This window comes from Nocardia grenadensis NBRC 108939 (assembly GCF_001613445.1).
In the GTDB taxonomy this organism is placed as follows: domain Bacteria; phylum Actinomycetota; class Actinomycetes; order Mycobacteriales; family Mycobacteriaceae; genus Nocardia; species Nocardia grenadensis.
The window spans coordinates 98,704-124,080 of record NZ_BDCJ01000022.1; the positions used below are offsets into that span (position 1 = coordinate 98,704).

The 25,377-nt window shown below is 68.7% G+C and carries 28 protein-coding genes; 9 read left to right on the plus strand and 19 right to left on the minus strand.

Annotated elements, in window-relative coordinates; translation table 11 throughout:
* Nucleotides 1–226: 226 nt before the first annotated feature.
* The 4 genes from NGR01S_RS23200 (at nt 227) to NGR01S_RS23215 (ending at nt 3,589) form a co-directional block, all read left to right on the plus strand.
* Nucleotides 227–955 carry an amino acid ABC transporter ATP-binding protein gene (locus tag NGR01S_RS23200; RefSeq protein WP_157107399.1) on the plus strand — a complete coding sequence of 243 codons (729 nt, stop codon included), beginning with the start codon at nt 227–229 and terminating at the stop codon, nt 953–955.
* Between the two features lie 71 nt (nt 956–1,026).
* Nucleotides 1,027–1,866 (plus strand): glutamate ABC transporter substrate-binding protein, encoded by an 840-nt coding sequence (locus tag NGR01S_RS23205; RefSeq protein ID WP_063040249.1) that lies wholly within the window; start codon nt 1,027–1,029, stop codon nt 1,864–1,866.
* 84 nt (nt 1,867–1,950) lie between these two features.
* Entirely contained in the window at nt 1,951–2,631 is a 681-nt protein-coding gene (locus NGR01S_RS23210) for an amino acid ABC transporter permease (RefSeq protein WP_084481623.1), read from the plus strand.
* Nucleotides 2,632–2,695: 64 nt separating this feature from the next.
* Nucleotides 2,696–3,589: an amino acid ABC transporter permease gene (locus tag NGR01S_RS23215; RefSeq protein ID WP_063040251.1), complete on the plus strand. Its 894-nt coding sequence runs from the start codon at nt 2,696–2,698 to the stop codon at nt 3,587–3,589.
* A 434-nt stretch (nt 3,590–4,023) separates the two neighbouring features.
* Here NGR01S_RS23215 and recX read toward each other — a convergent pair whose 3' ends face one another.
* The 12 genes from recX to pgsA all read right to left on the minus strand — a co-directional run bounded on the left by recX (nt 4,024) and on the right by pgsA (nt 12,667).
* The gene (gene recX, locus NGR01S_RS23225; RefSeq protein ID WP_084481634.1) at nt 4,024–4,680 is read right to left on the minus strand and encodes a recombination regulator RecX; all 657 of its coding nucleotides are present in this window, start codon (nt 4,678–4,680) and stop codon (nt 4,024–4,026) included.
* 55 nt (nt 4,681–4,735) lie between these two features.
* The gene (gene recA, locus NGR01S_RS23230; protein WP_063040348.1) at nt 4,736–5,773 is read right to left on the minus strand and encodes a recombinase RecA; all 1,038 of its coding nucleotides are present in this window, start codon (nt 5,771–5,773) and stop codon (nt 4,736–4,738) included.
* A 154-nt stretch (nt 5,774–5,927) separates the two neighbouring features.
* A complete protein-coding gene (locus NGR01S_RS33255; RefSeq protein WP_373861459.1) occupies nt 5,928–6,272 on the minus strand; it encodes a DUF1348 family protein in 345 nt (114 codons plus the stop codon).
* Between the two features lie 83 nt (nt 6,273–6,355).
* The gene (locus tag NGR01S_RS23240) at nt 6,356–6,550 is read right to left on the minus strand and encodes a DUF3046 domain-containing protein (RefSeq protein ID WP_039825751.1); all 195 of its coding nucleotides are present in this window, start codon (nt 6,548–6,550) and stop codon (nt 6,356–6,358) included.
* 43 nt (nt 6,551–6,593) lie between these two features.
* The gene (locus NGR01S_RS23245; RefSeq protein ID WP_063040256.1) at nt 6,594–7,757 is read right to left on the minus strand and encodes a glycosyltransferase; all 1,164 of its coding nucleotides are present in this window, start codon (nt 7,755–7,757) and stop codon (nt 6,594–6,596) included.
* Between the two features lie 122 nt (nt 7,758–7,879).
* Entirely contained in the window at nt 7,880–8,593 is a 714-nt protein-coding gene (locus tag NGR01S_RS23250) for a PIG-L deacetylase family protein (protein WP_063040258.1), read from the minus strand.
* Between the two features lie 92 nt (nt 8,594–8,685).
* Nucleotides 8,686–8,859, minus strand: coding sequence for a hypothetical protein (locus tag NGR01S_RS31625; RefSeq protein WP_169811953.1), 174 nt, complete (start codon nt 8,857–8,859; stop codon nt 8,686–8,688).
* 109 nt (nt 8,860–8,968) lie between these two features.
* Complete coding sequence (gene pspM / locus NGR01S_RS23255) at nt 8,969–9,895, minus strand: phage shock envelope stress response protein PspM (RefSeq protein WP_063040260.1); 927 nt, start codon at nt 9,893–9,895, stop codon at nt 8,969–8,971.
* A 29-nt stretch (nt 9,896–9,924) separates the two neighbouring features.
* Entirely contained in the window at nt 9,925–10,758 is an 834-nt protein-coding gene (gene pspA, locus NGR01S_RS23260; protein ID WP_063040262.1) for a phage shock protein PspA, read from the minus strand.
* Nucleotides 10,759–10,980: 222 nt separating this feature from the next.
* A complete protein-coding gene (locus tag NGR01S_RS23265; protein ID WP_063040350.1) occupies nt 10,981–11,415 on the minus strand; it encodes a helix-turn-helix domain-containing protein in 435 nt (144 codons plus the stop codon).
* Nucleotides 11,416–11,522: 107 nt separating this feature from the next.
* Nucleotides 11,523–12,038, minus strand: coding sequence for a CinA family protein (locus NGR01S_RS23270; protein WP_063040264.1), 516 nt, complete (start codon nt 12,036–12,038; stop codon nt 11,523–11,525).
* The gene (pgsA, locus tag NGR01S_RS23275) at nt 12,035–12,667 is read right to left on the minus strand and encodes a CDP-diacylglycerol--glycerol-3-phosphate 3-phosphatidyltransferase (RefSeq protein ID WP_063040352.1); all 633 of its coding nucleotides are present in this window, start codon (nt 12,665–12,667) and stop codon (nt 12,035–12,037) included. Before pgsA ends, NGR01S_RS23270 begins: the two co-directional genes overlap by 4 nt.
* Nucleotides 12,668–12,798: 131 nt before the next feature.
* Between pgsA and NGR01S_RS23280 the strand changes: the two genes are divergently transcribed.
* Together NGR01S_RS23280 and NGR01S_RS23285 are read left to right on the plus strand one after the other, a co-directional pair.
* Nucleotides 12,799–13,350 (plus strand): amino-acid N-acetyltransferase, encoded by a 552-nt coding sequence (locus tag NGR01S_RS23280; RefSeq protein WP_084481625.1) that lies wholly within the window; start codon nt 12,799–12,801, stop codon nt 13,348–13,350.
* A gap of 75 nt (nt 13,351–13,425) precedes the next feature.
* Nucleotides 13,426–13,710: a YciI family protein gene (locus tag NGR01S_RS23285; protein WP_063040266.1), complete on the plus strand. Its 285-nt coding sequence runs from the start codon at nt 13,426–13,428 to the stop codon at nt 13,708–13,710.
* Between the two features lie 44 nt (nt 13,711–13,754).
* Here NGR01S_RS23285 and NGR01S_RS23290 read toward each other — a convergent pair whose 3' ends face one another.
* The 3 genes from NGR01S_RS23290 to NGR01S_RS23300 all read right to left on the minus strand — a co-directional run bounded on the left by NGR01S_RS23290 (nt 13,755) and on the right by NGR01S_RS23300 (nt 18,348).
* Nucleotides 13,755–14,759 carry a TerC family protein gene (locus NGR01S_RS23290; RefSeq protein WP_063040268.1) on the minus strand — a complete coding sequence of 335 codons (1,005 nt, stop codon included), beginning with the start codon at nt 14,757–14,759 and terminating at the stop codon, nt 13,755–13,757.
* 127 nt (nt 14,760–14,886) lie between these two features.
* A complete protein-coding gene (locus tag NGR01S_RS23295; protein WP_063040270.1) occupies nt 14,887–17,508 on the minus strand; it encodes a DNA translocase FtsK in 2,622 nt (873 codons plus the stop codon).
* Between the two features lie 216 nt (nt 17,509–17,724).
* Nucleotides 17,725–18,348, minus strand: coding sequence for a TIGR03085 family metal-binding protein (locus NGR01S_RS23300; RefSeq protein WP_157107394.1), 624 nt, complete (start codon nt 18,346–18,348; stop codon nt 17,725–17,727).
* A 133-nt stretch (nt 18,349–18,481) separates the two neighbouring features.
* Between NGR01S_RS23300 and NGR01S_RS23305 the strand changes: the two genes are divergently transcribed.
* Complete coding sequence (locus NGR01S_RS23305) at nt 18,482–18,865, plus strand: DUF4189 domain-containing protein (protein ID WP_063040274.1); 384 nt, start codon at nt 18,482–18,484, stop codon at nt 18,863–18,865.
* Between the two features lie 67 nt (nt 18,866–18,932).
* Nucleotides 18,933–19,493, plus strand: coding sequence for a WKL family lipoprotein (locus tag NGR01S_RS23310; RefSeq protein ID WP_245664725.1), 561 nt, complete (start codon nt 18,933–18,935; stop codon nt 19,491–19,493).
* A 69-nt stretch (nt 19,494–19,562) separates the two neighbouring features.
* Here the strand turns inward: NGR01S_RS23310 and NGR01S_RS23315 are convergent, their stop codons facing one another.
* Together NGR01S_RS23315 and dapA are read right to left on the minus strand one after the other, a co-directional pair.
* The gene (locus tag NGR01S_RS23315) at nt 19,563–21,539 is read right to left on the minus strand and encodes a ribonuclease J (protein ID WP_063040276.1); all 1,977 of its coding nucleotides are present in this window, start codon (nt 21,537–21,539) and stop codon (nt 19,563–19,565) included.
* A complete protein-coding gene (dapA, locus tag NGR01S_RS23320; protein WP_063040278.1) occupies nt 21,536–22,444 on the minus strand; it encodes a 4-hydroxy-tetrahydrodipicolinate synthase in 909 nt (302 codons plus the stop codon). Before dapA ends, NGR01S_RS23315 begins: the two co-directional genes overlap by 4 nt.
* A 148-nt stretch (nt 22,445–22,592) precedes the next feature.
* On the opposite strand from dapA, the gene NGR01S_RS23325 reads away from it, so the two are divergent.
* The gene (locus NGR01S_RS23325) at nt 22,593–23,045 is read left to right on the plus strand and encodes a hypothetical protein (RefSeq protein WP_063040279.1); all 453 of its coding nucleotides are present in this window, start codon (nt 22,593–22,595) and stop codon (nt 23,043–23,045) included.
* Between the two features lie 27 nt (nt 23,046–23,072).
* Here the strand turns inward: NGR01S_RS23325 and NGR01S_RS23330 are convergent, their stop codons facing one another.
* A complete protein-coding gene (locus NGR01S_RS23330) occupies nt 23,073–24,092 on the minus strand; it encodes a DUF8320 family protein (protein ID WP_084481626.1) in 1,020 nt (339 codons plus the stop codon).
* Nucleotides 24,085–25,347, minus strand: coding sequence for an ATP-binding protein (locus NGR01S_RS23335; RefSeq protein WP_157107395.1), 1,263 nt, complete (start codon nt 25,345–25,347; stop codon nt 24,085–24,087). Before NGR01S_RS23335 ends, NGR01S_RS23330 begins: the two co-directional genes overlap by 8 nt.
* Nucleotides 25,348–25,377 lie beyond the last annotated feature (30 nt).

Sequence of the window (25,377 nt, forward strand, 5' to 3'; positions counted from 1 at the left end):
ATCTGTCCGCCACTGATGCCCCGGCGGCCCCGCGACGGGCAAATCCGGGCCGAGCGAACGGATTACAGCGGATGACCACCGGGTTAAACCCGAATTTCGGCTCGGTGTGGCGCCGGGGAGTGTCGCCGAAAGGCTCGCAAAACCGAAATTTCGGCTTAAGGTCAGTGCCATGACCGACACCGACGCCGACACGCCAGAGGCGGCCGGCGACACCACTGCTGTGCCCATGATCACCCTACGCGCCGTCGACAAGCACTTCGGTGCCCTGCACGTGCTGCGCGATATCAACCTCGAGGTGCCCCGTGGGCAGGTCGTGATCGTGCTCGGACCGTCGGGCTCCGGGAAATCGACGCTCTGCCGCACCATCAACCGGCTGGAGCCGATCGATTCGGGTGAGATCAGCGTCGACGGCGTACCGCTGCCGGCCGAGGGTCGCGCCCTCGCCGCCCTGCGCGCCGACGTCGGCATGGTCTTCCAGTCGTTCAACCTCTTCGCGCACAAGACGATCGTGGACAACGTCATGCTCGCGCCGTTGAAGGTCCGCGGCACCAAGAAGGACGCGGCCCGCCGCCACGCCATGGAACTGCTGGAACGGGTCGGTATCGCCAACCAGGCCGATAAGTATCCCGCCCAGCTCTCCGGCGGTCAGCAGCAACGCGTCGCCATCGCCCGGGCCCTCGCCATGAACCCCAAGGTGATGCTGTTCGACGAGCCGACCTCGGCTCTCGACCCGGAAATGGTCAACGAAGTCCTCGATGTGATGGTCTCGCTGGCCAAAGAGGGCATGACCATGCTGGTGGTCACCCATGAGATGGGCTTCGCCCGCCGTGCCGGCGATCGGGTGTTGTTCATGGCCGACGGCCAAATCGTCGAGGACACCGATCCGGAGACATTCTTCAGCGCACCGAAGTCCGATCGTGCCAAGGACTTCCTGGGCAAGATTCTCAGTCACTGAATCTGCCCGGCGGATAGACAGGCACAGACTCGAGGGCATCGCGCCGTCGAGGAGATGAGGGAAGGAAACCGATGAGGATCAACCGAGCACTCCGCATGGCGGTCGGCGCGGTCGCGGTGGCCGTCACCGCTGCCACCACCGCGGCCTGCGGCAGCGGCAGCGACAAGACCGCGCTGGAGAACGCCCAGGAGGGCGGACTCACCATCGGCATCAAATACGATCAGCCCGGTCTGGGCCTGCGTAACACCGACGGGACCTTCAGCGGCTTCGATATCGAGGTCGCCAAATACGTGGCCTCGAAACTCGGCGTCCAGCCGGACGGCATCAACTTCAAGGAAGCCCCCTCCGCGCAGCGCGAGACCCTGATCGAGAACGGGCAGGTCGATTTCGTGGTCGCCAGCTACTCGATCACCGACGCCCGCAAGGAGAAGGTCGATTTCGCCGGCCCCTACTACATCGCGGGGCAGAGCCTGCTGGTGCGGGCCGACAACAACGATGTCACCGGCCCGGACAGCCTGAAGGGTAAGACGGTGTGCTCGGTGACCGGTTCCACGCCCGCGCAGAATATTCAGAAGAAGTACCCCGAGACCCAGCTGCAGACCTACGACACCTACTCGCTGTGCCTGGAGGGCCTGAACAGCGGTGCCGTCGCGGCGGTGACCACCGATGACATCATCCTGGCCGGTTACGCGTCGCAGTCGCCCGGCAAGTACAAGGTCGTCGGCGAGAAGTTCACCACCGAGAACTACGGGATCGGCCTGAAGAAGGGCGATCAGGAAACTCGCGACAAGATCAACGACGCGATCGAGGAAATGATCAGCTCGGGCGCCTGGGACACCGCGTTCCAGGAGACGGTAGGTAAGGCCGCGAGCTACGAAACCCCGCAGGCCCCGCAGGTGGACCGGTACTGACCACCGCATCGGAGGGCCGGGCCGCGATCGTGGCCCGGCCCTCCGATCCCGGCCCATCCCGCCGATCGGAGGCGCGCAACCACCGTGTTCGATTTGATCTCGGAATACGACACCCAGTTGCTCGAAGCATTCTGGATGACCATAAAACTGACCGTGTTCTCGGTGGTGGGTTCCCTGGTGCTGGGTACCGTTGTCGCCGGAATGCGAGTATCGCCGGTCCCCGTGGCCCGCTGGGTCGGCACGGCCTATGTGACCGTGTTCCGCAACACCCCGCTCACCCTCATCCTGGTGTTCTGCTCTCTGGGTCTGTACTCCACCCTCGGGATGAACCTGGCCTCCGAGGGGCCCACCTCGCTGGCCGACAACAACTTCCGCTGGGCCGTGATCGGCCTCAGTGTGTACACGGCGGCATTCGTCTGTGAATCACTGCGGGCCGGTATCAACACCGTGCCGATGGGCCAGTCGGAGGCCGGCCGCTCACTGGGGTTGAGCTTCCTGCAGAATCTGCGGATCATCGTGCTGCCCCAGGCGTTCCGCTCGGTGATCGCCCCGCTGGGCAGCGTGTTCATCGCGCTGACCAAGAACACGACGGTCGCCTCCGCGATCAGCGTCGCCGAGGCGTCGTTCCTGATGAAGAACATGATCGAGACCGAAGCGGCGCTGCTGGCCATCGGCCTGATCTTCACGCTCGGTTTCGTGATCCTGACGCTGCCCGCCGGCCTGCTGTTCGGACATCTGGCCAAACGATTCGAGGTGGCCCGATGAGGCAATCCCTTCGCCTTCGCCGCGGCCTTCGCGGACCGCATGAACCTGCTCCGTGGGGGGCCAAATGACACGCCAGGCTTCTGTTCTGTACGACGCCCCGGGGCCCGTCGCCCGTGTCCGCAATATCATCTACTCGGTCGTATTGTTCGTGGTGGTCGTTGCCGCGGGCTGGTTCGTCTACCGCGGTTTCGCCGACAAAGGGCAATTCACGGCCGAGAAATGGGAGCCGTTCCTGGACGGGGCGGTCTGGAGCACCTATATCCTGCCCGGCCTGCGCGGCACGGTGGTGGCTGCGCTGCTGTCCATCGTGTTCGCGATGGTGATCGGCATGGTCTTCGGTATCGCCCGGCTCTCGGATCACCGCTGGGTGCGCTGGACCGCGGGCACGATCGTGGAGATCGCCCGCGCCATCCCGGTGCTGATCCTCATGATCTTCCTGTTCGCCCTGTACTCCCAATACAACCTCTTCGAATCCGAATATCTGGCATTGGGCGCCGTGGTGACGGCACTGACCATCTACAACGGGTCGGTGATCGCCGAGATCGTGCGCGCCGGCATCCTGTCGCTGCCCAAGGGGCAGACCGAGGCCGGGGCGGCGCTGGGCCTGCGCAAGGGTCAGCTGATGCGACTCATCCTGCTCCCGCAGGCGATCACGGCGATGCTGCCGGCGCTGATCTCCCAGATGGTGGTCGCGCTGAAGGATTCGGCGCTGGGCTATGTGATCACCTACGAGGAGGTTGTCCGCAGCGCACAGCAGCTCGGCGCGGCCGAATCCAATACGATTCCCGCGCTCATCGTGGTCGCCATCATCATGATCGTGCTGAACGTGCTCCTCTCCACGGTCGCCACCGGACTGGAGAAGCGCCTGCGGGCCGGTCGTCGCAAACGCGGCGGCGCGGTCGTCGCGGCCGATTCGGTCATTGCCGACGCTGTTCCCGGGGTGGATATCACCAAGTAGTTCCGCTGTGGTGCCGGGCCTCACGGGGTCCGGCACCACGGACCGTCGGCGGGAAACCACCACGCTGGGAGAAGCCGGTCCGGCCGAGATCCCGATGGATACCGCCCGAGCCTGCGTCGAGTACTCCGGCCCCGGGCGATCGACCGCGTGCACGGTGTCCACGAACTGGGTGACCGGCTGCACGGACCACGCCGCCCGGACCCGCAACGCGCCGCCGTCGCACCGGACTATCGGGCGATCGCCGAGCGTGTTCGACCGGCGTCCGAACTCGAGCAGCACATCAGCTGTCCGGTCGGCGTACGTGGCGCCTCGATGAGACGGGCGATGGCCGGACTCCGCCGATCGCGAACCCGTGTTCGGGTCCGCTCCACTTCGTCGACCGCATCCATCTCCACGTAACCGGGCCCGCCGCGGCTGATCGGCGCGAGGCATGCTCAATCCGGCGGGGCGTCCTCGTCGCCGAACCCGGCGGACTCGTATTCGGCCTTGACCACCGCGTACGACACCGAATGCCCGTAGCCGCGGCGAGCGAGCATGCCGACCAGCCGCCGGATGGCCTTCTCTCGGTCCAGCCCCGCCGGCAGACTCCGCAGTTTGCGCCGCACCAGTTCGGTGGCGCGTTCGTATTCGTCGTCCGCGGTCACTGTGTCCAGCGCGGCCGCGGAATCCTCCTGCGATACCCCTTTACGCCGCAGCTCCTGTTCCAGCGCGCGCCGCCCCTTGCCGGAGACACCGTGCCGCTGCCGTACCCACTGCCGCGCGAAATCGGCGTCGTCGATCAGCCCGACCTCGGCCAGCCGGTCGAGTACCCGCTCGATCACCTCGAGCGGGTACCCCTTGGCGGACAGCCGCTGCGCGAGCTCGGCTCGGCTCCGGGCCCGGACGGCCAGTAACCGCAGGGCGGCCTCTTTCGCCTGTTCGATACCGTCCTGCGCGGCGTCGCCGGCGCACCGGTCGATCCGCAGGTCGTCCGGTGAACCGGAGTCGGCCGGACGAGCCCGCTGCGGATCGGGCTCGTCCGGCCGTGGACTCCGGGCGGGATCGGTGGCCACACCACCGGCCGCCAGGAGTTCGTCGAGTCGGCGCCGCATCTGCGCCACCGGATCGGTGGCCTCGGTGCGCGCCCCGGACCGTTCGTCCACCGGGTCAGAAATCGGCCGGGGTCTCTTCCGTCGCGGTCACATCCGCACCGATCCCCAGCTTTTCCTTGATCTTCTTCTCGACCTCGTCCCGGATATCGGTGTTCTCCAGGAGGAATTTGCGGGCGTTCTCCTTACCTTGGCCGAGCTGATCGCCCTCGTAGGTGTACCAGGAGCCGGACTTGCGGATGAATCCGTGCTCCACCCCCATATCGATCAGCGAGCCCTCCTTCGAAATTCCGTGCCCGTACAGAATGTCGAATTCGGCCTGCTTGAACGGCGGGGAGACCTTGTTCTTCACGACCTTGACGCGGGTCCGGTTACCGACCGCGTCGCTCCCGTCCTTCAGGGTTTCGATACGGCGCACATCCAGCCGCACGGACGCGTAGAACTTCAGCGCCTTACCACCCGTGGTCGTTTCGGGGGAACCGAACATGACGCCGATCTTCTCGCGCAGCTGGTTGATGAAGATGGCGGTGGTGCCGGAATTGTTCAGGGCACTGGTCATCTTGCGCAGCGCCTGGCTCATCAGGCGGGCCTGCAGGCCGACGTGACTGTCACCCATTTCGCCCTCGATCTCGGCGCGGGGCACCAGGGCGGCCACCGAGTCGATGACGATGATGTCGATGGCACCGGAGCGGACCAGCATATCGGCGATCTCCAGGGCCTGTTCACCGGTATCGGGCTGGGACACCAGCAGCGCATCGGTATCGACACCGAGTTTGGCGGCGTAATCGGGATCGAGGGCGTGCTCGGCGTCGATGAAGGCCGCAACGCCCCCGGCGGCCTGCGCGTTGGCGACCGCGTGCAGCGCGACCGTGGTCTTACCGGAGGACTCCGGACCGTAGACCTCCACGATGCGGCCGCGGGGCAGACCCCCGATCCCCAGGGCGACGTCGAGCGCGATGGAACCGGTCGGGATCACCGAGACCGGCTGGCGGGCTTCTTCACCGAGGCGCATCACCGCCCCTTTGCCGAAGCTCTTCTCGACCTGCGCGAGCGCGAGTTCGAGCGCTTTGTCGCGGTCATAGGGCTGTGGCGCCATCTGACTCCCCTTTTCACCGGGTGGTAGGTAGGTGGTGTGGTTGGCGCCCACAGTAGAGGGCGGCACCGACAAGTTCCGGCCTCAGCCTAGACGAACAGGTGTTCGAGTCAAGCTACGCGGCCGCGCGTCGCGGGCCCCTCGGCACGCCGGTCCATCACTGCGGGAGCTCGGTCGTATCGCCCTCCGGCCGGGGCCCGTGGATGCGCCGCTGTGCCCAGGTGATGGGTATATCGTCGATACTCGCCTCCCGCCGCGCCACCAGCCCGTCCGGCGCGAACTCCTGCTGTTCGTTGCCGTAGCTGCACCACCACCAGGCATGCTCGATCAACGCCCCCACCTCGGTGAACCGCCGGCCTTCGATCTGCTGAACACGCGATGGATCGAGCACGGCCCGCGCGACCTGCGCACCGATGTGGCCGGTCTGCGGATCTGGCTGGAATCGGCGGGCCTGGCCGGCACGGCTCCGACGGGCGAAACGGACCCTGGAGGCGCTGCTCACCGCCCGCTCCGCCGTATACGACGCGGTCGTGCAAGCGGCGCGCATCATGCGACGCCGCGGCTCACCGCTCCGTGCGCGCCACATCACCAGCGCGAGCGCGGCACGTCGAATTCGGCGCACAGTGCACGCCATACATCACGCGGATCGACACCGGCTTCGATGGCGACAGCACCGGTCCGGCCGCCGAGCGCGGGGATGACGTGATCGTTGAGCAGGGTGTCGCCCCGGGCCTCGCCGAATTCGGTGTGCATGAGTTCCTGGAATTCCGTCAACCGCACCCGGCACAAGATACCCGCATCGACCTCGGCGGGCTCGGGACGGTCAGTGCGCCCGCACCGAGTCCAGGACCCGGTGGCAGATCTGTACCGGATCGGCCACCTCGGCGGTTCCCGCGGCCGCCGTCCGCGCCGCCGCCGTGAAACCCGGCTCGGCCAGCAGCCGCAGCACCGCGACGCGCACCGCCTCCGGGGTGAGCGGGCGGACCAGCAACGACGACCCCTGACGTTGCGCGCGATTGGCGAGTTCCCACTGGTCGCCGCCACCCGGGACGGTCACCACGGGTACTCCCGCGGCCAATGATTTCGCCAGGAGCCCGTGTCCACCGCCGCCGACCACCACGGCGGCGTGGGTGAGGAGTTCGTCCTGCCGGCCGAGCCCGGCGGTCGCCCATTCCGGCAACGATCCCGGTGGCTCGTCGAGCATCGAGATCGCCACCCGCACTCCGGCTCCCGCCAGTGCCTTCAGCACCGTCTCCGCCATTCCGGCCACCCCGGTGTGCGCGGTGGACGGCGCCACCACCACCAAGGGGCCGTCCCCCGGCGGTAATTCCAGGCGCCGGTCGGTGGGCTCCCACAACAGCGGGCCGACCAGTTCGGCCTCCTGCGGCCAGTCCGGCCGTGGTACCTCCAGCGCGGGCAGGGTGGCGACGAGCCGCGCCGCCGGACCCGGATCGGTGGCCGGCAGCCCCACCCCGGCCCGAGCGGCCTCCCGCTGCCGCTGCCCGGTCCGCACCGCGCGCGCGGTGAACATGCGCAGCACCGAGTCCCGGGCGCGACCGCGTACCCCGGTGCCCGGCGCGAGCCCGCTGCCGATCGGCGGCAGCCCTTTCGATGGAAGGTAGAGCGGATGCGGTGACAGTTCGACCCACGGCACCCGCAACCGTTCGGCGGCCATTCCGCCTCCCGCGGTGAGCACATCGGAGACGACCAGCTCCGGCAGCATCGCCCCGAGTTCGGGCAGGATCTCGGTCGAGATGTAGGCCGCCCGTTGATGAATCCGCGCACCGGCGTCGCCGTCGTCGTCGATCGGCCTGGGCGCCAGCCCCTTCAACCGCCGCACGCCGATACCGGCCGCCCGCGCGGCCTCGAACCAGCGCGGTCCGGTGAAGAGGACAGGATCGTCACCCGCATCCCGGAAACGCAGGCAGAGCGCGATAGCGGGAAACGCATGACCCGGATCGGGACCGGCGACGACAGCCACTCGCATCCGGTCATGCTATCGGCGCGCCCGCGGGCGCGCCGAGTCCGGGCCGTGCTTCGGTGGCCGTGCCGAGCCGGCCGCCGGGGCGCTGTCCGCCACAGTGATACCGCATTTCCCGTGCCGGTGGCTCAGCCGGCGAAGGTGTACAGCTCGAACCCGACGGCGCGCTCACCGGCGAAACCGTCCACCGGGCCCGTGGTCATCGCGACCACCGCGCGCACCTGATCGGCCACCGGCTCCGGACTCAACGCCTCCAGGTAGCGCCGGTGTTCGGCCAATGACGCCTCGGCGGCGCCGATGGTGGCGGTGACGTCCACCGCGTGGGTGGCGCCCGCCGGGACGGCCACGGCCGCCCAGCGCGCGGTCCACGGCGGTACCGCGGTGATCTCGGGGAAGATCCACTCGTTGCCGGCATCGGATACCGCGTCGAGCGCCGCGCGGCCGACGGCCCGGTGGTCGGCGCTGTTGACGATGCCGGGGGCCCAGGTCGACCCGAAATGTCCCAGCACCACCAGTTCCGGACGATGCCGGCGGATCGCCGCGGCCAGATCGCGGCGCAGCGCCGGGTTCGCTTCGATCCGACCGTCCGGATGGCCGAGGAAGTGCACCTCGCCGACCCCGACGACCGCGGCCGCGGCCCGCTCTTCGGCTTCCCGTAGCGGGCCCGCCTCGGCGGGCGGCATACCGACGATCCCCGCCTCGCCGTAGGTCACCAGCAGATAGCGCACATCTTTCCCCTGACCGGTCCAGCGGGCCACCGCGGCGGCCACTCCGTACTCGATATCGTCGGGGTGCGCGACGATCACCAGGGCCCGCTGCCAATCCTCCGGAAGGTGCTGCATGGAGCCATTCGAACACAGACGCCCGCCCGGTGACACGGAAAAGCCGGATGACCCTCCGGGCGAAGAGGCATCCGGCCGCATGTTCGCGCGGATCAGACCTTGGTGACCGAGTTGTCGGCCGAGCCGGAAATCGCCTTGTAGAGCAGGTACAGCCCGAACACCACCGCACTGATCACCAGGATCGGGAACAGTCCTTTGATGAGTGCGCCGATCACCGCCAGCGCGATCCAGACGACGGCGACCACGCCGATGATCTTCCACAACATTTTGTGCCTCCCAGCGGTTGTCTCCTGCTTCGAGCATGGCACCGCGGACACGGGAAATCACCAGGTGAAGCGCAATATCCGGGGAAGATCAGGGTTGACCCTGAGACCGTTACGGGCGGGTGCGAACGCCGGGCGCCTCGACCGGCGGCTGCCACGCGGCGGGCGGCAGCGGTCCGGGGGCCCGGTCGGCGAGCTCGGTGAGTGCCTGTGCCCAGCCGTCCATCCGGTCGGCGGCGTGTCGCAGCTCGGCGACGATACCGTCGAACTCGTAGCGGAGCGCTCCGGATTCGTCGACGGCGAGCACCCTGGTGGCCGCGGCGACCACCTGCTCGTACTCGGCCACGCCGCCGTCGAGCCGGGCGACGATCGACCGCAATGTCTCCTCGAGCCGGTGTACGTCGGCCGCGTCGGTGATCTCGGCCGCTCCCCCACCGAGGACACGAACCGCACCTTCCATCGTGGCGATATCGGCGGCCAGCGCGGTGAGCGCGGCGGCGCCGGAACCGGCGGTGGCGATCAGATCCTCGAGTTCGTCGGCGGGCAGCCGCCTCGACCGAGCGATCTGCCCGGCCACCTCGTGCAACGCGCGTTCGGCGCGCGCCAATCGAGCCATGGCGGGCCGGGCGGCGGACCGACCGGAGGGAAGTTTGCGCGGGAGATAGCCGGCGAGCGGCAGCGGCGTCTGCCGGAGCCGCAGATAACGGCGGGTACTCAACGCGGCACCGGTGACCAGAGCGACCGCCCCGCCGCCGAGCACCACGACCGCCCAGGCGGGAGCGGACAGGATCACCAGCCCGACCGCCCCGGCGGTGGTGAGACCGGAGACCGTGCCGAGACCGATACTGCGCCGTCGGGCCCGGCGGCGCCGGCGGAGTTCGCGTTCCCGGGGATCCGCCCAGCGGCGGACCGCGACGAGCGCGTTCTCGCCGGCCTCTCGCAGACTGTCGGCGACATAGGCCGCCTGCGGCTGCAGTTCGGGCCAGGCGCGGGCGAACTCCCGGGACCCGCTGCGGAATCGGGACCTGTCAGACTTCATCGCTGTCCTCGCCGAACTCGGTGGAGCCGCTACTGCTGTGCGGTCCGATCCTTATCCATCTGTGGTTGTGGTTGTGCGGGTTCGGCTGCCGACTTCCCGGCGTCGAGCGCCGAACCGGTGTTTCCGGCGGGCAGGGCATCGCCGCGCATGGATGCCCGGATCTGCTCGAGCCGGCTGTGACCGGCCATCTGGACGCTGGCCTGCTGGACCTCGAGCATGCGCCCCTGGACGGTGTTCTGGGCGAGTTCGGCGGATCCCAGCGCAGTGGCGTAGCGGCGTTCGATCTTCTCCCGCACTGCGTCCAGGCTGGGGACGCTGCCGGGCGCGGACAGCGTGCTGTCCATCTGCTGCAGGGAGGCGCTGACCTGCTCCTGCATCTTGGCCTGTTCGAGCTGGCTGAGCAGTTTGGTGCGCTCGGCGACCTTCTGCTGGAGCAGCATGGCGTTCTGCTCCACCGCCTTCTTCGCCTGCGCGGCGGCCTGCAGCGACTGATCGTGCAGTACCTTCAGGTCCTCGACCGACTGTTCGGCGGTGACCAACTGCGCGGCGAACGCCTCTGCGGCGTTGGTGTACTGGATGGCCTTCTCGGCATCACCCGCGGCATTGGCCTGGTCGGCGAGGACGACGGCCTGACGGGCGTTGGCGTTGAGCTTCTCGACCTCGTCGAGCTGCCGGTTCAGCTTCATCTCCAGCTGACGCTGGTTCCCGATCACCGAGGCGGCCTGCTGGGACAGGGCCTGGTGCTGACGCTGGGCCTCTTCGATAGCCTGCTGAATCTGGACCTTCGGATCCGCGTGCTCCTCGATCTTGGAATCGAAGAGGGCCATCAGGTATTTCCAGGCCTTCGTGAACGGATTAGCCATCGGTTGATCCCGCCTCCATCTACTGTGCCGCCTGGGCGACTCGGAGTGCGCGACCGTCACGCACTCGGTATCTGCCTATCCTCCACCATGCGGCGCCGGGTCCCGGCCACCGAACGACGCCGCGTCTCGCCGAGAACGGCCGCGCCGACGCATACTACGAATCTATCCGGTCACCGGCGCCACGCGCATTGTCACGATCGGGTATACGACGGCTATAACCGATCAGGCCGCTTCGACCAGCACGAGCGGGCCGTTGGTGGGCGCCGGGATGACGATCCTGGTCTCGCCGTCGACCTGGGTCCGGGCACCGGTCGCGGCCGACGCGACGGCGGGTTCGGCGGCCGCGGGCTCGGCGGCCGGCTCGGCCGGTGCCGGAGTGGCCGCTGCGGCGGGTTCGCGGGCCGAGGTGGCGCCCGCCGGCAGGTCCTCGCCGGCGATCGCGGTGCTCACGTCCCACAGCACCCGGGACAGCGGGACGTCGAGCGCCTCGCAGATCGCGGCCAGCAATTCACTGGACGCTTCCTTACGACCCCGTTCGACCTCGGAGAGATAGCCCAGGCTCACCCGCGCCGAGGTGGATACTTCGCGCAGGGTCCGGCTCTGGGCGAGGCGCGCACGCCGCAGACTGTCCCCGATCGCTTCTCGCAGCAGCGTCATCGAGTTCTCCTTCTCCCGGTAGGCGTCGCCCACGGCACGCACGCGGTTCTCTCTTCGCACAACGTCGGAACCGGCCCCGGGGGTTCCCGGGCCGGTCGCGGAACTGCTCACCGGGTGGGTGAATCGCCCCGCACGCACCGCAGCAGTTCCCGAACCGCGGCTTGCGTCGCTGTGAACCTGATATTCCACCGGTCGCCGGTGAGTTTCAACCGCATCACCTCGGTATGCCCGGGTCCGGCGAGCCCGAGGAAGACGGTGCCCACCTCGATCCCGTCCTGGGGATCGGGCCCGGCGACCCCGGTGAGCGCGATTCCCCAGTCGGCACCGCAGCGGGTCCGGGCGCCGACCGCGAGCTCCTGTGCGGTACTCGCGGCCACCGGGCCCTCGGCGGCCAGGACCTGCTCATCGACCCCGGCCAGACTGTGTTTGAGGTCGGTCGCGTACACCACCAGTCCACCGCGTAGCACGGTGCTGGCACCGGGCACGCCGGCGATGGTGGCAGATACCAGGCCCGCGGTCAGCGATTCGGCGGTGGCGACGGTCTGTCCGCCGCCCTTCAGAGCGGCGACGAGATCGGCGGCCGCGCTGTCCGCGGTCAGCGGACCGGAGTGCCCGGCCGTCATCCGCGGGTCCGGTGCGGTCCGGCGAGCCAGAGCCTGGCCGCCTGGCCGACGTAGTCAAGGCCGGTGACCACGGTGAGGACCAACGCGATCCACATCAGCGTCATTCCCGCGGTGGCGAAACCGCCCGAGAGCGGTAGCAGCAGCACGCCGATGGCCACCGATTGGACGAGGGTTTTGAGTTTCCCGCCGCGACCGGCCGGGATGACGCCGCGGCGCACCACCGCCAACCGCAACAGGGTGATCCCGATCTCGCGGGCGCAGATGACGACGGTCATCCACCACGGCAGATCACCCAGCAGCGAGAGCCCGATCAGTGCCGCACCGATCAGCGCCTTGTCCGCGATGGGGTCGGCGAGTTTGCCGAAATCGGTGACGAGACCGTATTTGCGGGCGAGCTGACCGTCGAACCGGTCGGTGATCGCGGCGAGGGCGAAGAGGAGGGTCGCGGTGATTCGCCAGCCGGTCTGGTGTCCGCCACCGGCGAACAGCGCCAGAACGAACAGCGGCACCAGCGCGATCCGGATCATGGTGAGGATGTTCGCGATGTTCAGCAGTGGAACCGCGGATTCGGCGGGTGCGGGCACCGGCCCGCCGCGCGGTGGTCCGGGCACGGTCAGCCGCCGGTCCATCTCTTCGGGGTGCACGCTCATGGCCGCCTCTGCGTCGCGGCGCCGGGACAAGCGCGCGAGGTCGAGCGGGAGGGCGGAGTCTGCGGCACACACTCAGACTATCGGTAGCCCGGCCGACTACTGTGCACCCCATGACCTCACGGGGACCACTGAGTGGTTCGATCAGCGACGTGCCCGGTACGCAGACCGCCACCGTGCGGGTGCGTCGCGCCCGCACCTCCGATGTCCCGGCGATCAAATCGCTCGTCGATGTGTACGCGGGCCGCATCCTGCTGGAGAAGAACCTCGTCAATCTGTACGAGTCGGTCCAGGAGTTCTGGGTGGCCGAGCTCGGCGACCGCGTGGTGGGCTGCGGTGCGCTGCACGTGCTGTGGGCCGACCTCGGTGAGGTACGCACGGTGGCGGTTCTGCCCGAGGTGAAGGGCCACGGTGTGGGCAAAGTCATCGTGGAGCATCTGGTCGAGGTGGCGCGGGAGCTCGAGCTGCGGCGGTTGTTCGTCCTCACCTTCGAGGTCGAGTTCTTCGCCCGGCACGGTTTCGCGGAGATCGAGGGCACCCCGGTGACCGCCGAGGTATACGCGGAGATGTGCCGGTCCTACGACACCGGTGTGGCGGAGTTCCTGGACCTCAGCTTTGTGAAACCCAACACTCTCGGCAACACCCGGATGCTCCTCACGCTCTGAGATTCACCGCCCACGGCCGGACACCCTCCGTGGAGGAGGACACCACGGCACCACGGCGCGCACTAGAGTCGGCTGGTGCCTCTTTTCGCTGTTCACTACACCTATTCCGAAGCGACCGCCCCCGCTCGGGACACGCATCGCCCGCGCCACCGGGCGTGGCTGTCCGACCGGCTCGCCGAGGGCGCGCTGGTGAGCAGCGGACCGTACCCGGACGGTTCGGGCGCCCTGCTGCTGTTTCGCGCGGCCGACGCCGCGGCCCTGGACGAGCTACTGGCCCAGGATCCATTCGCGCAGGAGAAGCTGATCGACGGCGTGCGGGCGGTCGAATGGCGGCCCGCGCTCGGCGCGTTCGCCGACTGAGCAGTACCGCGTCCCGGCCGGGCGTCGGCCGGGACGCATCGGCTCTATTCGCCCGGACCGGCGGCCGACTTCGGCCGGGACTGCCCACGGGTGCGCAGCAGGCTGGCGACGGTCGCGACGACCAGGATGCCGAGGATCACCGACAGCGACAGTGCGGTGGAGATCTCCGGGACGCTCACGTGCTCGCCGCCGTTGATGAACGGCAGGTTGTTCTCATGCAACGCGTGCAGTATCAGTTTGACACCGATGAAGGCCAGGATGGCCGCCAGACCGTAGGACAGGTAGACCAGCCGGTCCAGCAGGCCGCCGATCAGGAAGAAGAGCTGCCGCAACCCCATCAGCGCGAACGCGTTCGCGGTGAACACGATGTAGGGCTCCTCGGTGAGGCCGTAGATGGCCGGAATCGAGTCGAGCGCGAACAGTAGATCGGCGAAGCCGATGGCCACCAGGGCGAGCAGCATCGGTGTGAGCGCGCGCCGGCCGTCGATCCGGGTCACCAGTTTGTCGCCGTCGTAGGTCTCGGTGGTCGGCACGAAGCGCTTGATGAGCGCGACGATCCGGCTGTCGCGTTTCTGTTCCTCTTCTACCTCGTGGCCGCTCTCCTTCAGGAGTTTGGCCGCGGTGTAGACCAGGAAGAATCCGAACAGGTAGAACACCCAGCTGAAGGCGCTGATGGCGGCGGCGCCCACCGCGATGAAGACACCGCGCATGACCAGGGCCACCACGATGCCGATGAGGAGCACCTTCTGCTGGTAGATCCGGGGCACCGCGAAGGTGGACATGATGATCAGGAAGATGAACAGGTTGTCGACCGAGAGCGCTTTCTCGGTGACGAAACCGGCGTAGTACTCGCCGGCGAAGGTGCCGCCCCATTTCCAGGCGATCACCCCGCCGAAGGCCAGGGCCAGCCCGATGTACACCGCGGACCAGAAGCCGGACTCGCGGAAGGTCGGTTCGTGCGGGGTGCGCACATGGGCGAAGAAGTCGAAGACGAACAACCCGAGGATCACCAGGATCGTGATTCCCCAGACGAGAGCGGTTACCTGCATACGGTGATCCGTTCAGCGGTGCGAGTCATGCCACCAATAATGCCCGATATGCCCGTTTCGGCCGACTTGCGGGGTGGTTGCCCGCCATCGTCGCATATCGGCTCCCCGGCCACCGGCAGCACGCCGGTCAGCCCGCATCCGGTGCCGGTGGCTCCTCGCCGCCACCGCCCCGGATCGACCACAGTAGGCCGTCGAGTTCGTCGGGTTTGATCAGCACATCGCGCGCCTTGGAACCTTCGCTCGGCCCCACCACGCCCCGGGTCTCCATCAGGTCCATCAAACGGCCCGCCTTCGCGAACCCCACCCGCAATTTGCGCTGCAGCATGGATGTGGACCCGAACTGCGAGGTGACCACCAGTTCCACCGCCTGCAGGAAGACATCGAGATCGTCGCCGATATCGGGGTCGACATCCTTCTTCTCCCCGGCCTTGGCCGCGGTGACGCCCTCGGTGTAATCCGGTTCGGCCTGGTTCTTGGTGAACTCGACGACCCCGTGGATCTCCTCATCGCTGATGAAGGCGCCCTGCAACCGGGTCGGTTTACCGGCACCCATCGGCAGGAAGAGACCGTCGCCCATCCCGATGAGTTTCTCGGCGCCGGGCTGATCGAGGATAACGCGGGAATCGGTGAGCGAGGAGGTCGCGAACGCCAGCCGGGACGGCACATTGGTCTTGATCAGGCCGGTCACCACATCCACCGATGGCCGTTGGGTGGCCAGCACCAGATGGATACCGGCGGCGCGGGCCTTCTGGGTGATCCGGACGATGGCGTCCTCGACATCGCGGGGCGCGGTCATCATCAGATCGGCGAGTTCGTCGACGATGGCCAGAATGTAGGGATAGGGCCGGTACACCCGTTCGCTGCCCAGCGGCGTGGTGATGGCGCCGGATTTCACCTTGCGGTTGAAATCGTCGATATGGCGGACCTTGCTGGCCTGCATGTCCTGATACCGCTGTTCCATCTCCTCCACCAGCCAGGCCAGCGCGGCGGCGGCCTTCTTCGGCTGGGTGATGATGGGCGTGATCAGATGCGGGATCCCCTCGTAGGGGGTCAGTTCCACCATCTTCGGGTCGATCAGGATCATCCGGACCTCGTCCGGGGTGGCCCGCTGCAACAGCGACACCAGCATCGAGTTCACGAAACTCGACTTACCGGAACCGGTGGAACCCGCGACCAGCAGATGCGGCATCTTGGCCAGATTGGCCGAGACGAACTCGCCCTCGATGTTCTTGCCGAGGCCGATGACCAGCGGATGGTGATCATTGCGGGTGGCCGGCGCGGTGAGCACGTCGGCGAGGCGGACCAACTCCCGGTCGGCATTGGGCACCTCGATACCGACGGCGGATTTCCCGGGGATCGGCGCGAGCAGGCGTACGTTCTCGGTCGCCACGGCGTAGGCGATATTGCGGGTCAGCGCGGTGATCTTCTCGACCTTCACGCCGGGCCCGAGTTCCACCTCGTACCGGGTGACGGTCGGGCCCCGGACGAACCCGGTGACCGCGGCATCGATCTTGAACTGCACCAGCACCTCGGTGATCGCCTCGATCATCGATTCGTTGGCGGCGCTGCGTTTCCGGGGCGGGTCACCTTCGACCAGCAAATCGATCGGCGGCAGCGTGTAATCACCCTCGGTGACCCGGTCGGTGACGAACTCCGGTTCAGGAGGCGGCGGCGGGGTCTGATCGACCACCGCGGGCGCGGCGGATTTGCGCTTCTTGCGCTTTGCGGGTTGTTCGCCGTCCGGGGCACCGGTGATCGGTTTGGCGTCCCGCAGGGGTGGCTCGGAGGCGGATCCCGCGAATTCGTCGGCCGGGTAGTTCTCGGCGGGAGCACGGCCGCGGCGGCGAGACCTGGTGGGTGCCTCCCCGGCATCGGTCTCGTACTCGTCGACCGGGTCGTAGCCGTCCCGGTAGTCCGCCTCGCCCTCGTAACCGGGGGCGCCGAAGAACTCACGGAGCCGCTGTGGCGCCTCGCGCACCGTCGTGCCGGTCACCAGCAGTACACCGAACACCATCGCGAGCAGCAGTATCGGCACCGATAGCCAGGCGGTGAAGCCATCGGTCACCGGACCGCCGATGACGAATCCCACGAACCCGGCCCCATCGGCACGCCCGGCCGCGTCGGTGGGACCGCCGTCGGCGATATGCCACAGCCCGAGCAACGGTAAGCCGATCAGCAGACCGCCCAGCACCAGCCGCGGCCGGATCTCCGGGTGGGGTTCGGTACGCATGAGCACCACCGCGATACCGGAGGCGACGAACGGCAGCAGTGCCGAGGCCGACCCGGTGAACGCGCGAATGACCGCGTCCACCGCGCGCCCGATCGGCCCACCGGCGGACAACCAGACAGCGGCCGCGATCACCGCGCTGAGCGCGATCAGACCGAGCGCGACCCCGTCGCGCCGATGGCCGTGCTCGATCTCGCCGGCCCGGCTGATGGCCCGGGTGGTGGCGCCCAGTCCCCGGGCGGCCATGGTCCAGCCGCCGCCCACCATCCGGCCGAACACCGCCAGCGGCGCCGTATCGGAGCGTCGGGCGGCGGGCCGGCGCGCCGCGGGGCGGCGGGGACGGGCGCCGGCAGCCGGGCGCGCGGCCGCCTTACGGGTGGTTCTACGAGCCGGACCCTGGGCCGCGGCCGCGCCGGCCGCGCCGCGTGTACTACCCGAACGAGAACGCGCCGCGGTGGTCCGCCCCCGAGCCGATCCCGCCCGCGCACCAGGTGTGGTTGTGCCGCGGGACTTACCTGCCATGGCCTCAGGCTAGCCGCAACAACCCCAACCGGACCATCCGCAACACTGGTTACCGCCGCCCCGGCGGTGTGCGCGGCCGGTTCGCGCCGCGGTGCGGGCCGGTCGGCGCGGGGTGATCGGCGGCGGCGATTCGCGCCTCGACCGCCGTCGATGCCGGATGCGGTGGACGGGCCGGGCGGTGCTGCGCCACCCCGGCCGTTCCTCCGTCGGCGGCGTTCAGATGGAGCGGTCGAGTTCGAGTACCTGCCGGACCGCGTCGGGTTCCCCGGCCGTTTCGATCCGGACCTGATCGCGCCCGAAGGCGTGCAGCAACAGTTCGGACGGCGCACCGGTCAGCGTCACCACCGGTCCGGTGCCGTCCACGATCCGAGCCCGGTCCCCGCCGGGCGTCGAGAGCTCCACCGGTACCGGGGATTTCCGATACGCAATCTTCCCCATCCTGCGCACCGTCGCCCACAACCGCTGCTGATCCTCGGCCGGCAGGTCCCGCGGTTCCCAGCCCGGGCTCGCCCGGCGGACATCCTCGTGATGGACGAACATCTCGCCGAGATTGGCGATCGCGTCCACCGGACGTAGCGGTGACCACCAGGGTGGTCCGGTACGGATCTTGTCCAGCAGTCGGTCGAAATCCTGCCGGGCCGTCTTGCCCTGCACCTTCTGCAGATAACCGGCGAAGGGACGCAACATGATTCCCGGTGCGGCATCGGGCCGTCGCTCCCGGACCACCAGGTGCGCCGCGAGGTCACGTACCGTCCACGCACCACAGAGGGTGGGCGCGTCCGGGCCGGTGCTCTTCATCGTTTCGACCAATGCACGGCGTTCACGCTGAGCCATGTTCACACGATGAATCTAGCCGAGACCCAGCCATCGGGGAGGGAACATGTTGCCGATCCGGTTGCTCACCGGCAGAGATGCTCTGTACGTTGTCATCGGTCCATAGGGTCGTGGACCGAAAACACAGAGGGGAATACCTTTGAAGAAGATTCTCACCGTTGCCGCCGTTCTGGTGGCGACCATCGGCTCGATGTTCGTCGCTTCGGTGACGCCGGCGCACGCCCAGTACAGCAGTCACTACGGCGCCATCGCGGTGTCCCTGTCCACCGGCAACTACGGCTGGTCCTACGACTACGACAGCTACGCCGAGGCCGAATCGGCCGCGGAGAGCAGCTGCGGTGCCGCCGACTGCGTCGCCAAGATCTCCTGGCGCAACGGATGTGGCGCGCTGGCGGTTTCGGACAACTGGCTGAGCTACGGCTCCGGCGCCACCAAGGCCGCCGCCCGGTCCGAGGCGCTGGCCAACAACCCGGGCAATGCCTACATCGAGCACTGGAACTGCACTTCCGGCTACGACCTGTGATCTCGTACCGACCACATCTTCCGGCCGGCGCCGAACTCGCCGATTACACCGTAGGGGAATCAGAACTGTGAAAATTCGACCGATCCGGGTCGTGGCCGCCGCGACGATGGCCGCCGCCGCCCTCACCTTCACCGCGTGCTCGTCCACCGAGGACTCCTCGACCGAAGCCGCCGCGACCAGCACCGAGACCGCCGCCGAGTTCGAATCGGGCAAAACCCAGGACGGCCGCGAGGAGGGCAAGGCGCCGACCACCACACCCGCGCCGAATCTGCCCAAGCCGACGGCCGAGGAACTCAACGACAAGATCAACCGGGCGCTCGACGGCTCGGTCGGCGAAGACGAGAAGGTGGCCTGGATCGAGGATGCCGAACAGGATCCGCAGCTGGTCGACAAGCTGGTCGAGGCGGCCAAGAAGAACGAGGTCACCGTCAAGATCACCAATGTCGGCGAACCGGCCGCCGGCAAGGTGACCGCCGATGCCGATGTGACCATCGGCGGCAGCCCGGTGGAGAACGCGACCGTCGATTTCGTGGCCGAAGGCGATCAGTGGAAGATCGCGCACGGATTCGCCTGCAATATCGTCAAATCCGCACAGCTGGATTCGGCGGCCTGCCAGCCCGACGCCTGAGTCGACGCAGCTCCACAGAGACGAGAAACCGCCGGAGGGCCGAGCCCTCCGGCGGTTTCGTTCGTGCGGCTAGACGCCGATAACGGTCGGCACGATCATCGGGCGCCGCCGGTAGGTGTCGGCGACCCAGCGGCCGACGATCCGCCGCACACCCTGCGCGATGCGATGGGTATCGGTAACGCCCTCACCGGCCAGCCGCAGCAGCTCGGCCTCCACCAGCTCCGCCGCCTCCGCCAGCGCGGTCGGATCATCGGAGAACCCGCGCCCGCTGACCTCCGGTGGGCTCACCGCCTTACCGGTGGTCTCGTCGACGGCCACCGTAATGGCGATGAAACCACCCTCGCCGAGTACCAGCCGGTCCGACAGCGTGGATTCGCCGACATCGCCGACCGACAGGCCGTCCACATAGACGTGCCCGACCGGGACGCGGCCGACGATGGAGGCGATTCCATCGACCAGATCCACCACCACACCGTCCTCGGCCAGCACCACCCGCTCCTCGGGCACGCCGGTGGCGACGGCGAGCGCGGCATTGGCGCGTAGATGCCGCCATTCGCCGTGGACGGGCATGGCGTTGGTCGGCCGAACGGCGTTGTACAGGTACAGCAGTTCCCCGGCCGACGCGTGTCCGGAGACGTGCACCTTCGCGTTCTGCTGGGTGATGACGGTGGCGCCGAGACGGGCCAGCCCGTTGACGACCGTGAACACCGAGTTCTCGTTACCCGGGATCAGCGAGGAGGCCAACACCACCAGATCGTCGGCGCGGATATGGATCTGTCGGTGGTCACCGCGGGCCATCCGGGACAGCGCCGACAGCGGTTCGCCCTGGGAACCGGTGGAGATGAGCACCAGTTTGTCGCCGGGCAGGGTGGCGGCCTGATCGAGATCGACCACGATCCCGTCGGGCACCGACAGATAGCCAAGATCCTGCGCGATCTGCATATTGCGCACCATGGACCGGCCGACGAAGCACACCCGGCGCCCGTACTTCTGCGCCACGTCCACCACCTGCTGGATCCGGTGCACATGGCTGGCGAAGGACGCCACGATCACCCGGTTGCGCGCCTTGCCGATCACGGTGTCCAGGACACCGCCGATCTCGCGCTCCGGGGTGACGAAACCGGGAACCTCGGCGTTGGTGGAATCGACCAGGAACAGGTCCACGCCCTCGTCGCCGAGGCGGGAGAATCCGGCGAGATCGGTGAGGCGGCCGTCGAGCGGCAGCTGATCGAGCTTGATGTCCCCGGTGTGCAGCACCGTCCCCGCGGGGGTGCGGATAGCCACCGCGAGGGCATCCGGAATGGAGTGGTTGACCGCGAAGTATTCGCATTCGAACGGTCCGTGCTCGGTGCGCTCCCCCTCGGTGACCTCGAGCAGCCGCGGATGCAACCGATGCTCCCGGCCTTTCGCGGCGACCAGCGCGAGGGTGAACTTGGAGCCGATCACGGGGATATCCGGGCGTAGCCGCAGCAGGAACGGCACCGCGCCGATATGGTCCTCGTGTCCGTGGGTCAGGACCACGGCCACTACATCGTCGATACGATCCTCGATCGGCCGGAAATCGGGCAGGATCAGATCCACACCGGGCTGCTGGTCCTCGGGGAAGAGCACCCCGCAGTCGACGATCAGCAGTTTGCCGCCGTACTCGAAAACGGTCATATTGCGACCGATTTCGCCGATACCGCCGAGCGCGAAGACCCGCAGGCCATGCTTCGGGAGTTTCGGGGGCAGCGCGAGCCGGTCCTGGGCGGCGGCCTCCGGAGTAACGGGGGGCGAGGAACGGGCCTGATCGCCGCGGCCGCGGCCGGACTGCCGGCCCTTCCCGCCGCGACGCGATCGCTGGCCCCGGGCTTCCGGGGCGGCGGTTTCGGTCACGGGCGCGGATTCGGTTGCCACCGTCTCGGTTTCCCTTTCGACAGTGGGTTCGGCGGGCTCGGCCACCTCGGGCGTAGGTACGGTTTCCTGCTGCGGTTCGGGCGCGGGGGCGGCCGGACCGGCCTCGCGCCGGGCGGTACGGCGGGGGCGGCGGGCGGCGGGTTCACTCATTCGAGCACCCCGGCGGCCCGCAGATCCGCGGCCAGATCCTCGAGCTGTTCCGGACTGGGCATGATCTGCGGCAGTCGCGGTTCACCGGCGTCGATACCGAGCAGGCGGAGTCCGCCCTTGGTCATCGCGACACCGCCGAGGCGGGCCATCGCGGCATTGAGCCACAGCAGACTGGTGTTGATATCACGTGCCCGCACCACATCTCCGGCGCTGAACGCGTCCACCATCTCGCGCAGCCGCTCCGGGACCAGATGCCCGATCACACTGATGAAACCGACCGCGCCCATCGCCAGCCACGGCAGGTTCAACATATCGTCGCCGGAGTAGAAGGCCAGATCGGTCTCGGCGATGAGTGCCGCACCCGCGTTGAGATCACCCTTGGCGTCCTTGACCGCGACGATCCGCGGGTGTTCGGCGAGCCGGCGAATGGTGTCGGAGGCGATCGGAACGACCGAGCGCGGCGGAATGTCGTACAGGGTGACCGGGAGGTCGGTGGCATCGGCGACCGCGGTGAAATGCGCGTACAGGCCTTCCTGGGTGGGCCGCGAGTAGTAGGGGGTCACCACCAGCAGGCCGTGCGCGCCCGCGCGCTGGGCGTTGCGCGCCAGTTCGATCGAATGCGCCGTGTCATAGGTGCCGGCGCCGGCGATCACGGTGGCGCGGTTGCCGACCGCGTCGACGACCGCGCGCAACAGATCCGCCTTCTCCGATTCGGTGGTGGTCGGCGATTCGCCGGTGGTACCGGAGATCGCGAGCAGGTCGACACCGCGGTCGACCAGACGATGTGCCAGGGAGACGCCGGTGTCTATGTCGAGCTTGCCCTCGGCACTGAAGGGGGTCACCATCGCGACACCTACTGTGCCGGACGCGCTCAACACCGGGGGCGTCGATTCACCGTTCGTCATGGTCAGAAAGGCTACCCGGTCACCTGGTAGGGCTCGACACCCTCGTCGGTGTTCGCGGCCGCCGAACCCACCGACGACGGCATGATACCGCCATAACGCCGTCATTTCCCTCCTTGAACGACATCAGAAATGGCGTCACACTGGTGTCATGGATCTGACCCGATACACCGTCCGCATCCGCGAGGACCTGGTGGCCGCCGCCGCCCTGGGCGACGAGAAGACGCAGGCCACGGCCGCCGCTCTGGCCGGCGCCGTGGAGAACTCGGCCCGGCTGGCCCTGCTCTCGGCCCTCACCGAACTCGCCGATACCGTCAGCGCCGAACTGGGCGACCGCACTGTGCGTGTCTCGCTGCACGGCACCGAGGCCGATATCGAAGTGCGGCGCGCTCCGGCCGGCGACAATCCGAGCTTCGAGGAGATGACCGGCGATATCAGCCGGGTCACGCTGCGTCTGGTCGAACAGGTGAAGGCGCGCGCCGAGGAAGCCGCCGCGCAGAGCGGGCAGTCGTTGAACTCCTGGATGTCCGGCGTGGTGTCCGGCGCGCTGCGCGACCAGATGCGCGGCGGCTACAGCCACCCCAAACGCGACGAGCAGTCCTAGTCACCGGAAACCGCGGCGTGGCCGGCCTCACTCGGAGACCAGTATCTCGCCCGAGGCCGCGATATCGGTGCGGCGATCGTCTCCACCGGTGCTGACCAGCACGGTCGCCACAGTGCGGCGCCCCGCGGGCAGCACCCGGACCGTCACCGCACCGTCGGCGGCGGTCTCCAGAGCCGCGACCGCGAGCCGCACGACCCGCGCCCGGATCGCATCCGGCACCTCCGCGAAGCCCCCGTCGTCGAGCAACAGCACCTCTACGCCGCGGGCACGGGCCGCCCGCGCCGCACCGTTGAGGCGATCGGTCACCAGTTGCGGGGCGCGCAGGCTGTCCCGCAATTCGGCCTCCAGCAGCCGGCACTGCTCCCGCTCGGCGGCGGAGAGTTCCGCCCCGCGGGCGATCCGTTCGAGAACCGGCCGCGCGACCCGGTCGAGCCGGGTGAGCTGACGGACGCGCTCGGAGTGCTCCGCCACCATGGTCGCCTCGGCGGCCGCCCGCATTGCGGCGTCCTCGTGCAGCAGGCGCAGCGACCGCTGCGCCGGGCGCAGGATCAGCGCGCAGACCGAGGCCCCCGCCAAGGTGCACAGCGCGATGATCGGCACGAACAGCGAACCGAGGCCGACATCCAGCACGATATCGGCGACCGCCAGCGTCGCCGCCACAGTGGCGGCCCCGACCCACGCCGCAGCGATCCGGCCGCGGAGGGCGAGCACGGCCAGCACATACGAGAACGCGAAGGCCGCCCACGGTTCCCGGACCGCCCCGGTGTAGACGTTCAGGTTGGTCGCGATCACGGCCGCGGGACCGGCCACCAATACAGCGGCGGTGGCGGCCAACGGAAGCGGTTCGCCGGATACCAGCAGCGCGATCGCGGCGCCCACCAGCAGCACCACCAGCGCGGGCCCGGCCTGTGCGGGCGGGACGACGCGGAATGTCGGAAGCATGTACAGCGTGATCGTGGTGGCCAGCCCGACCAGGAAGAACCGGCCGGCCCGGCCGCGCATCCCCAGCAGTGCGCGCAATTCGGTTTCGCTGTCCCGCTCAGCCACCGCCGCCCTCCCCCGGGCCGCCCCACATCAGTGTCACCGTCGTCCCCTTTCCCGGCTCCGATTCCACGAAACCGGCTCCGCCGGACAGCTGTCGCATCCGGCCCAGGATGCTGACCGACAGGCCGAGCCGGTCCACCGGCACGGCCCGCGGATCGAAACCAGCCCCGTCGTCGCGCACGACGACCCGTAATCCGCCCGCCCCGACGGTGACCGCCACGCTGTGCCGGACGACGCGGCCCGGTACGACCGCATGGCGCAGACTATTGCGGGTGGCCTCGGCCAGCGCCGCGGCCAGCGTGCCCGCCGCGGTCAACGGCACCCGCACCGCGGCTCCGCCGGCCCCCCGGCGCGCTGTGAACTCGATATCCCGGCTCACCTCGTGCACCGCCGAGCGCAGGAATCCGGCCACCGAGTCGGCATCCAGGGCCTCCGGCTGGGCCTCGGCGATCCGGGTCTCGTCGAGTTGGTCGAGGGCCCGCTGGGCCTGTTTCCGCAACATCGGTGAGAGACCGGCGGCCCGCGACGCGTCCAACAGTGTGGACAGCACCGCATCGTGGATCAGGGCGGCGAATCGGGCCCGCTCCCGCTCCCGGGCCGCGGCGCCCGCGACGGCCGCCGCCAGTTCACTCGATCGCATCGCTTCCCGGTCCACCCGGACACCCGCGCGGCGGGCGTACGCCACACACCAGAGGAACAGCAGGCACAGCACCCCGTCGCGGGCGAAGCTGTCGAACAGCTGGGCCAGCGAGATGCCGTCGAGCAGGAAATACCGGGAGGTGCCCGGCAGCGCCGCGGCCACCGCGAGATAGCCGCCCGCGAGCAGGGGAGGCCAGGCCAGCGCCGCCACCAGCACACCGATCACGAGGAGGCGGTACGTCCAGATCGGCCCCGGTGCCGCCTCGATCTCGGCGTAGTAGACCAGCACCAGGCACATGGCCGTGAGATAGCCGAGCGCGGCCGCTCCCGCCACCGGCCGGATCATGCGCGCCTCGGCGACCAGCGACACCACCGCGAGCACCGGCAGCAGGCCGAAGGCGACCAGGACGGTCACCACGGCCCAGACCCAGGGGACCAGCCGATACTGCACGATGATCTCGGGAAGCTCGAACAGTCCGGCGATCGTGCCGACCAGTCCGATCACCAGGCCGAACGCGCGCAGCACCCGGTCGGCGGCCGGTCCACTCCCGGCGTCGCGCCCCGGACCGAACATGGTGCGCAGGCCCCGCCGCGCCCCGCGCGGCCGATCCCACGACACGTCCGGTCCGGTAGCCGGGGCCGCCCGAAC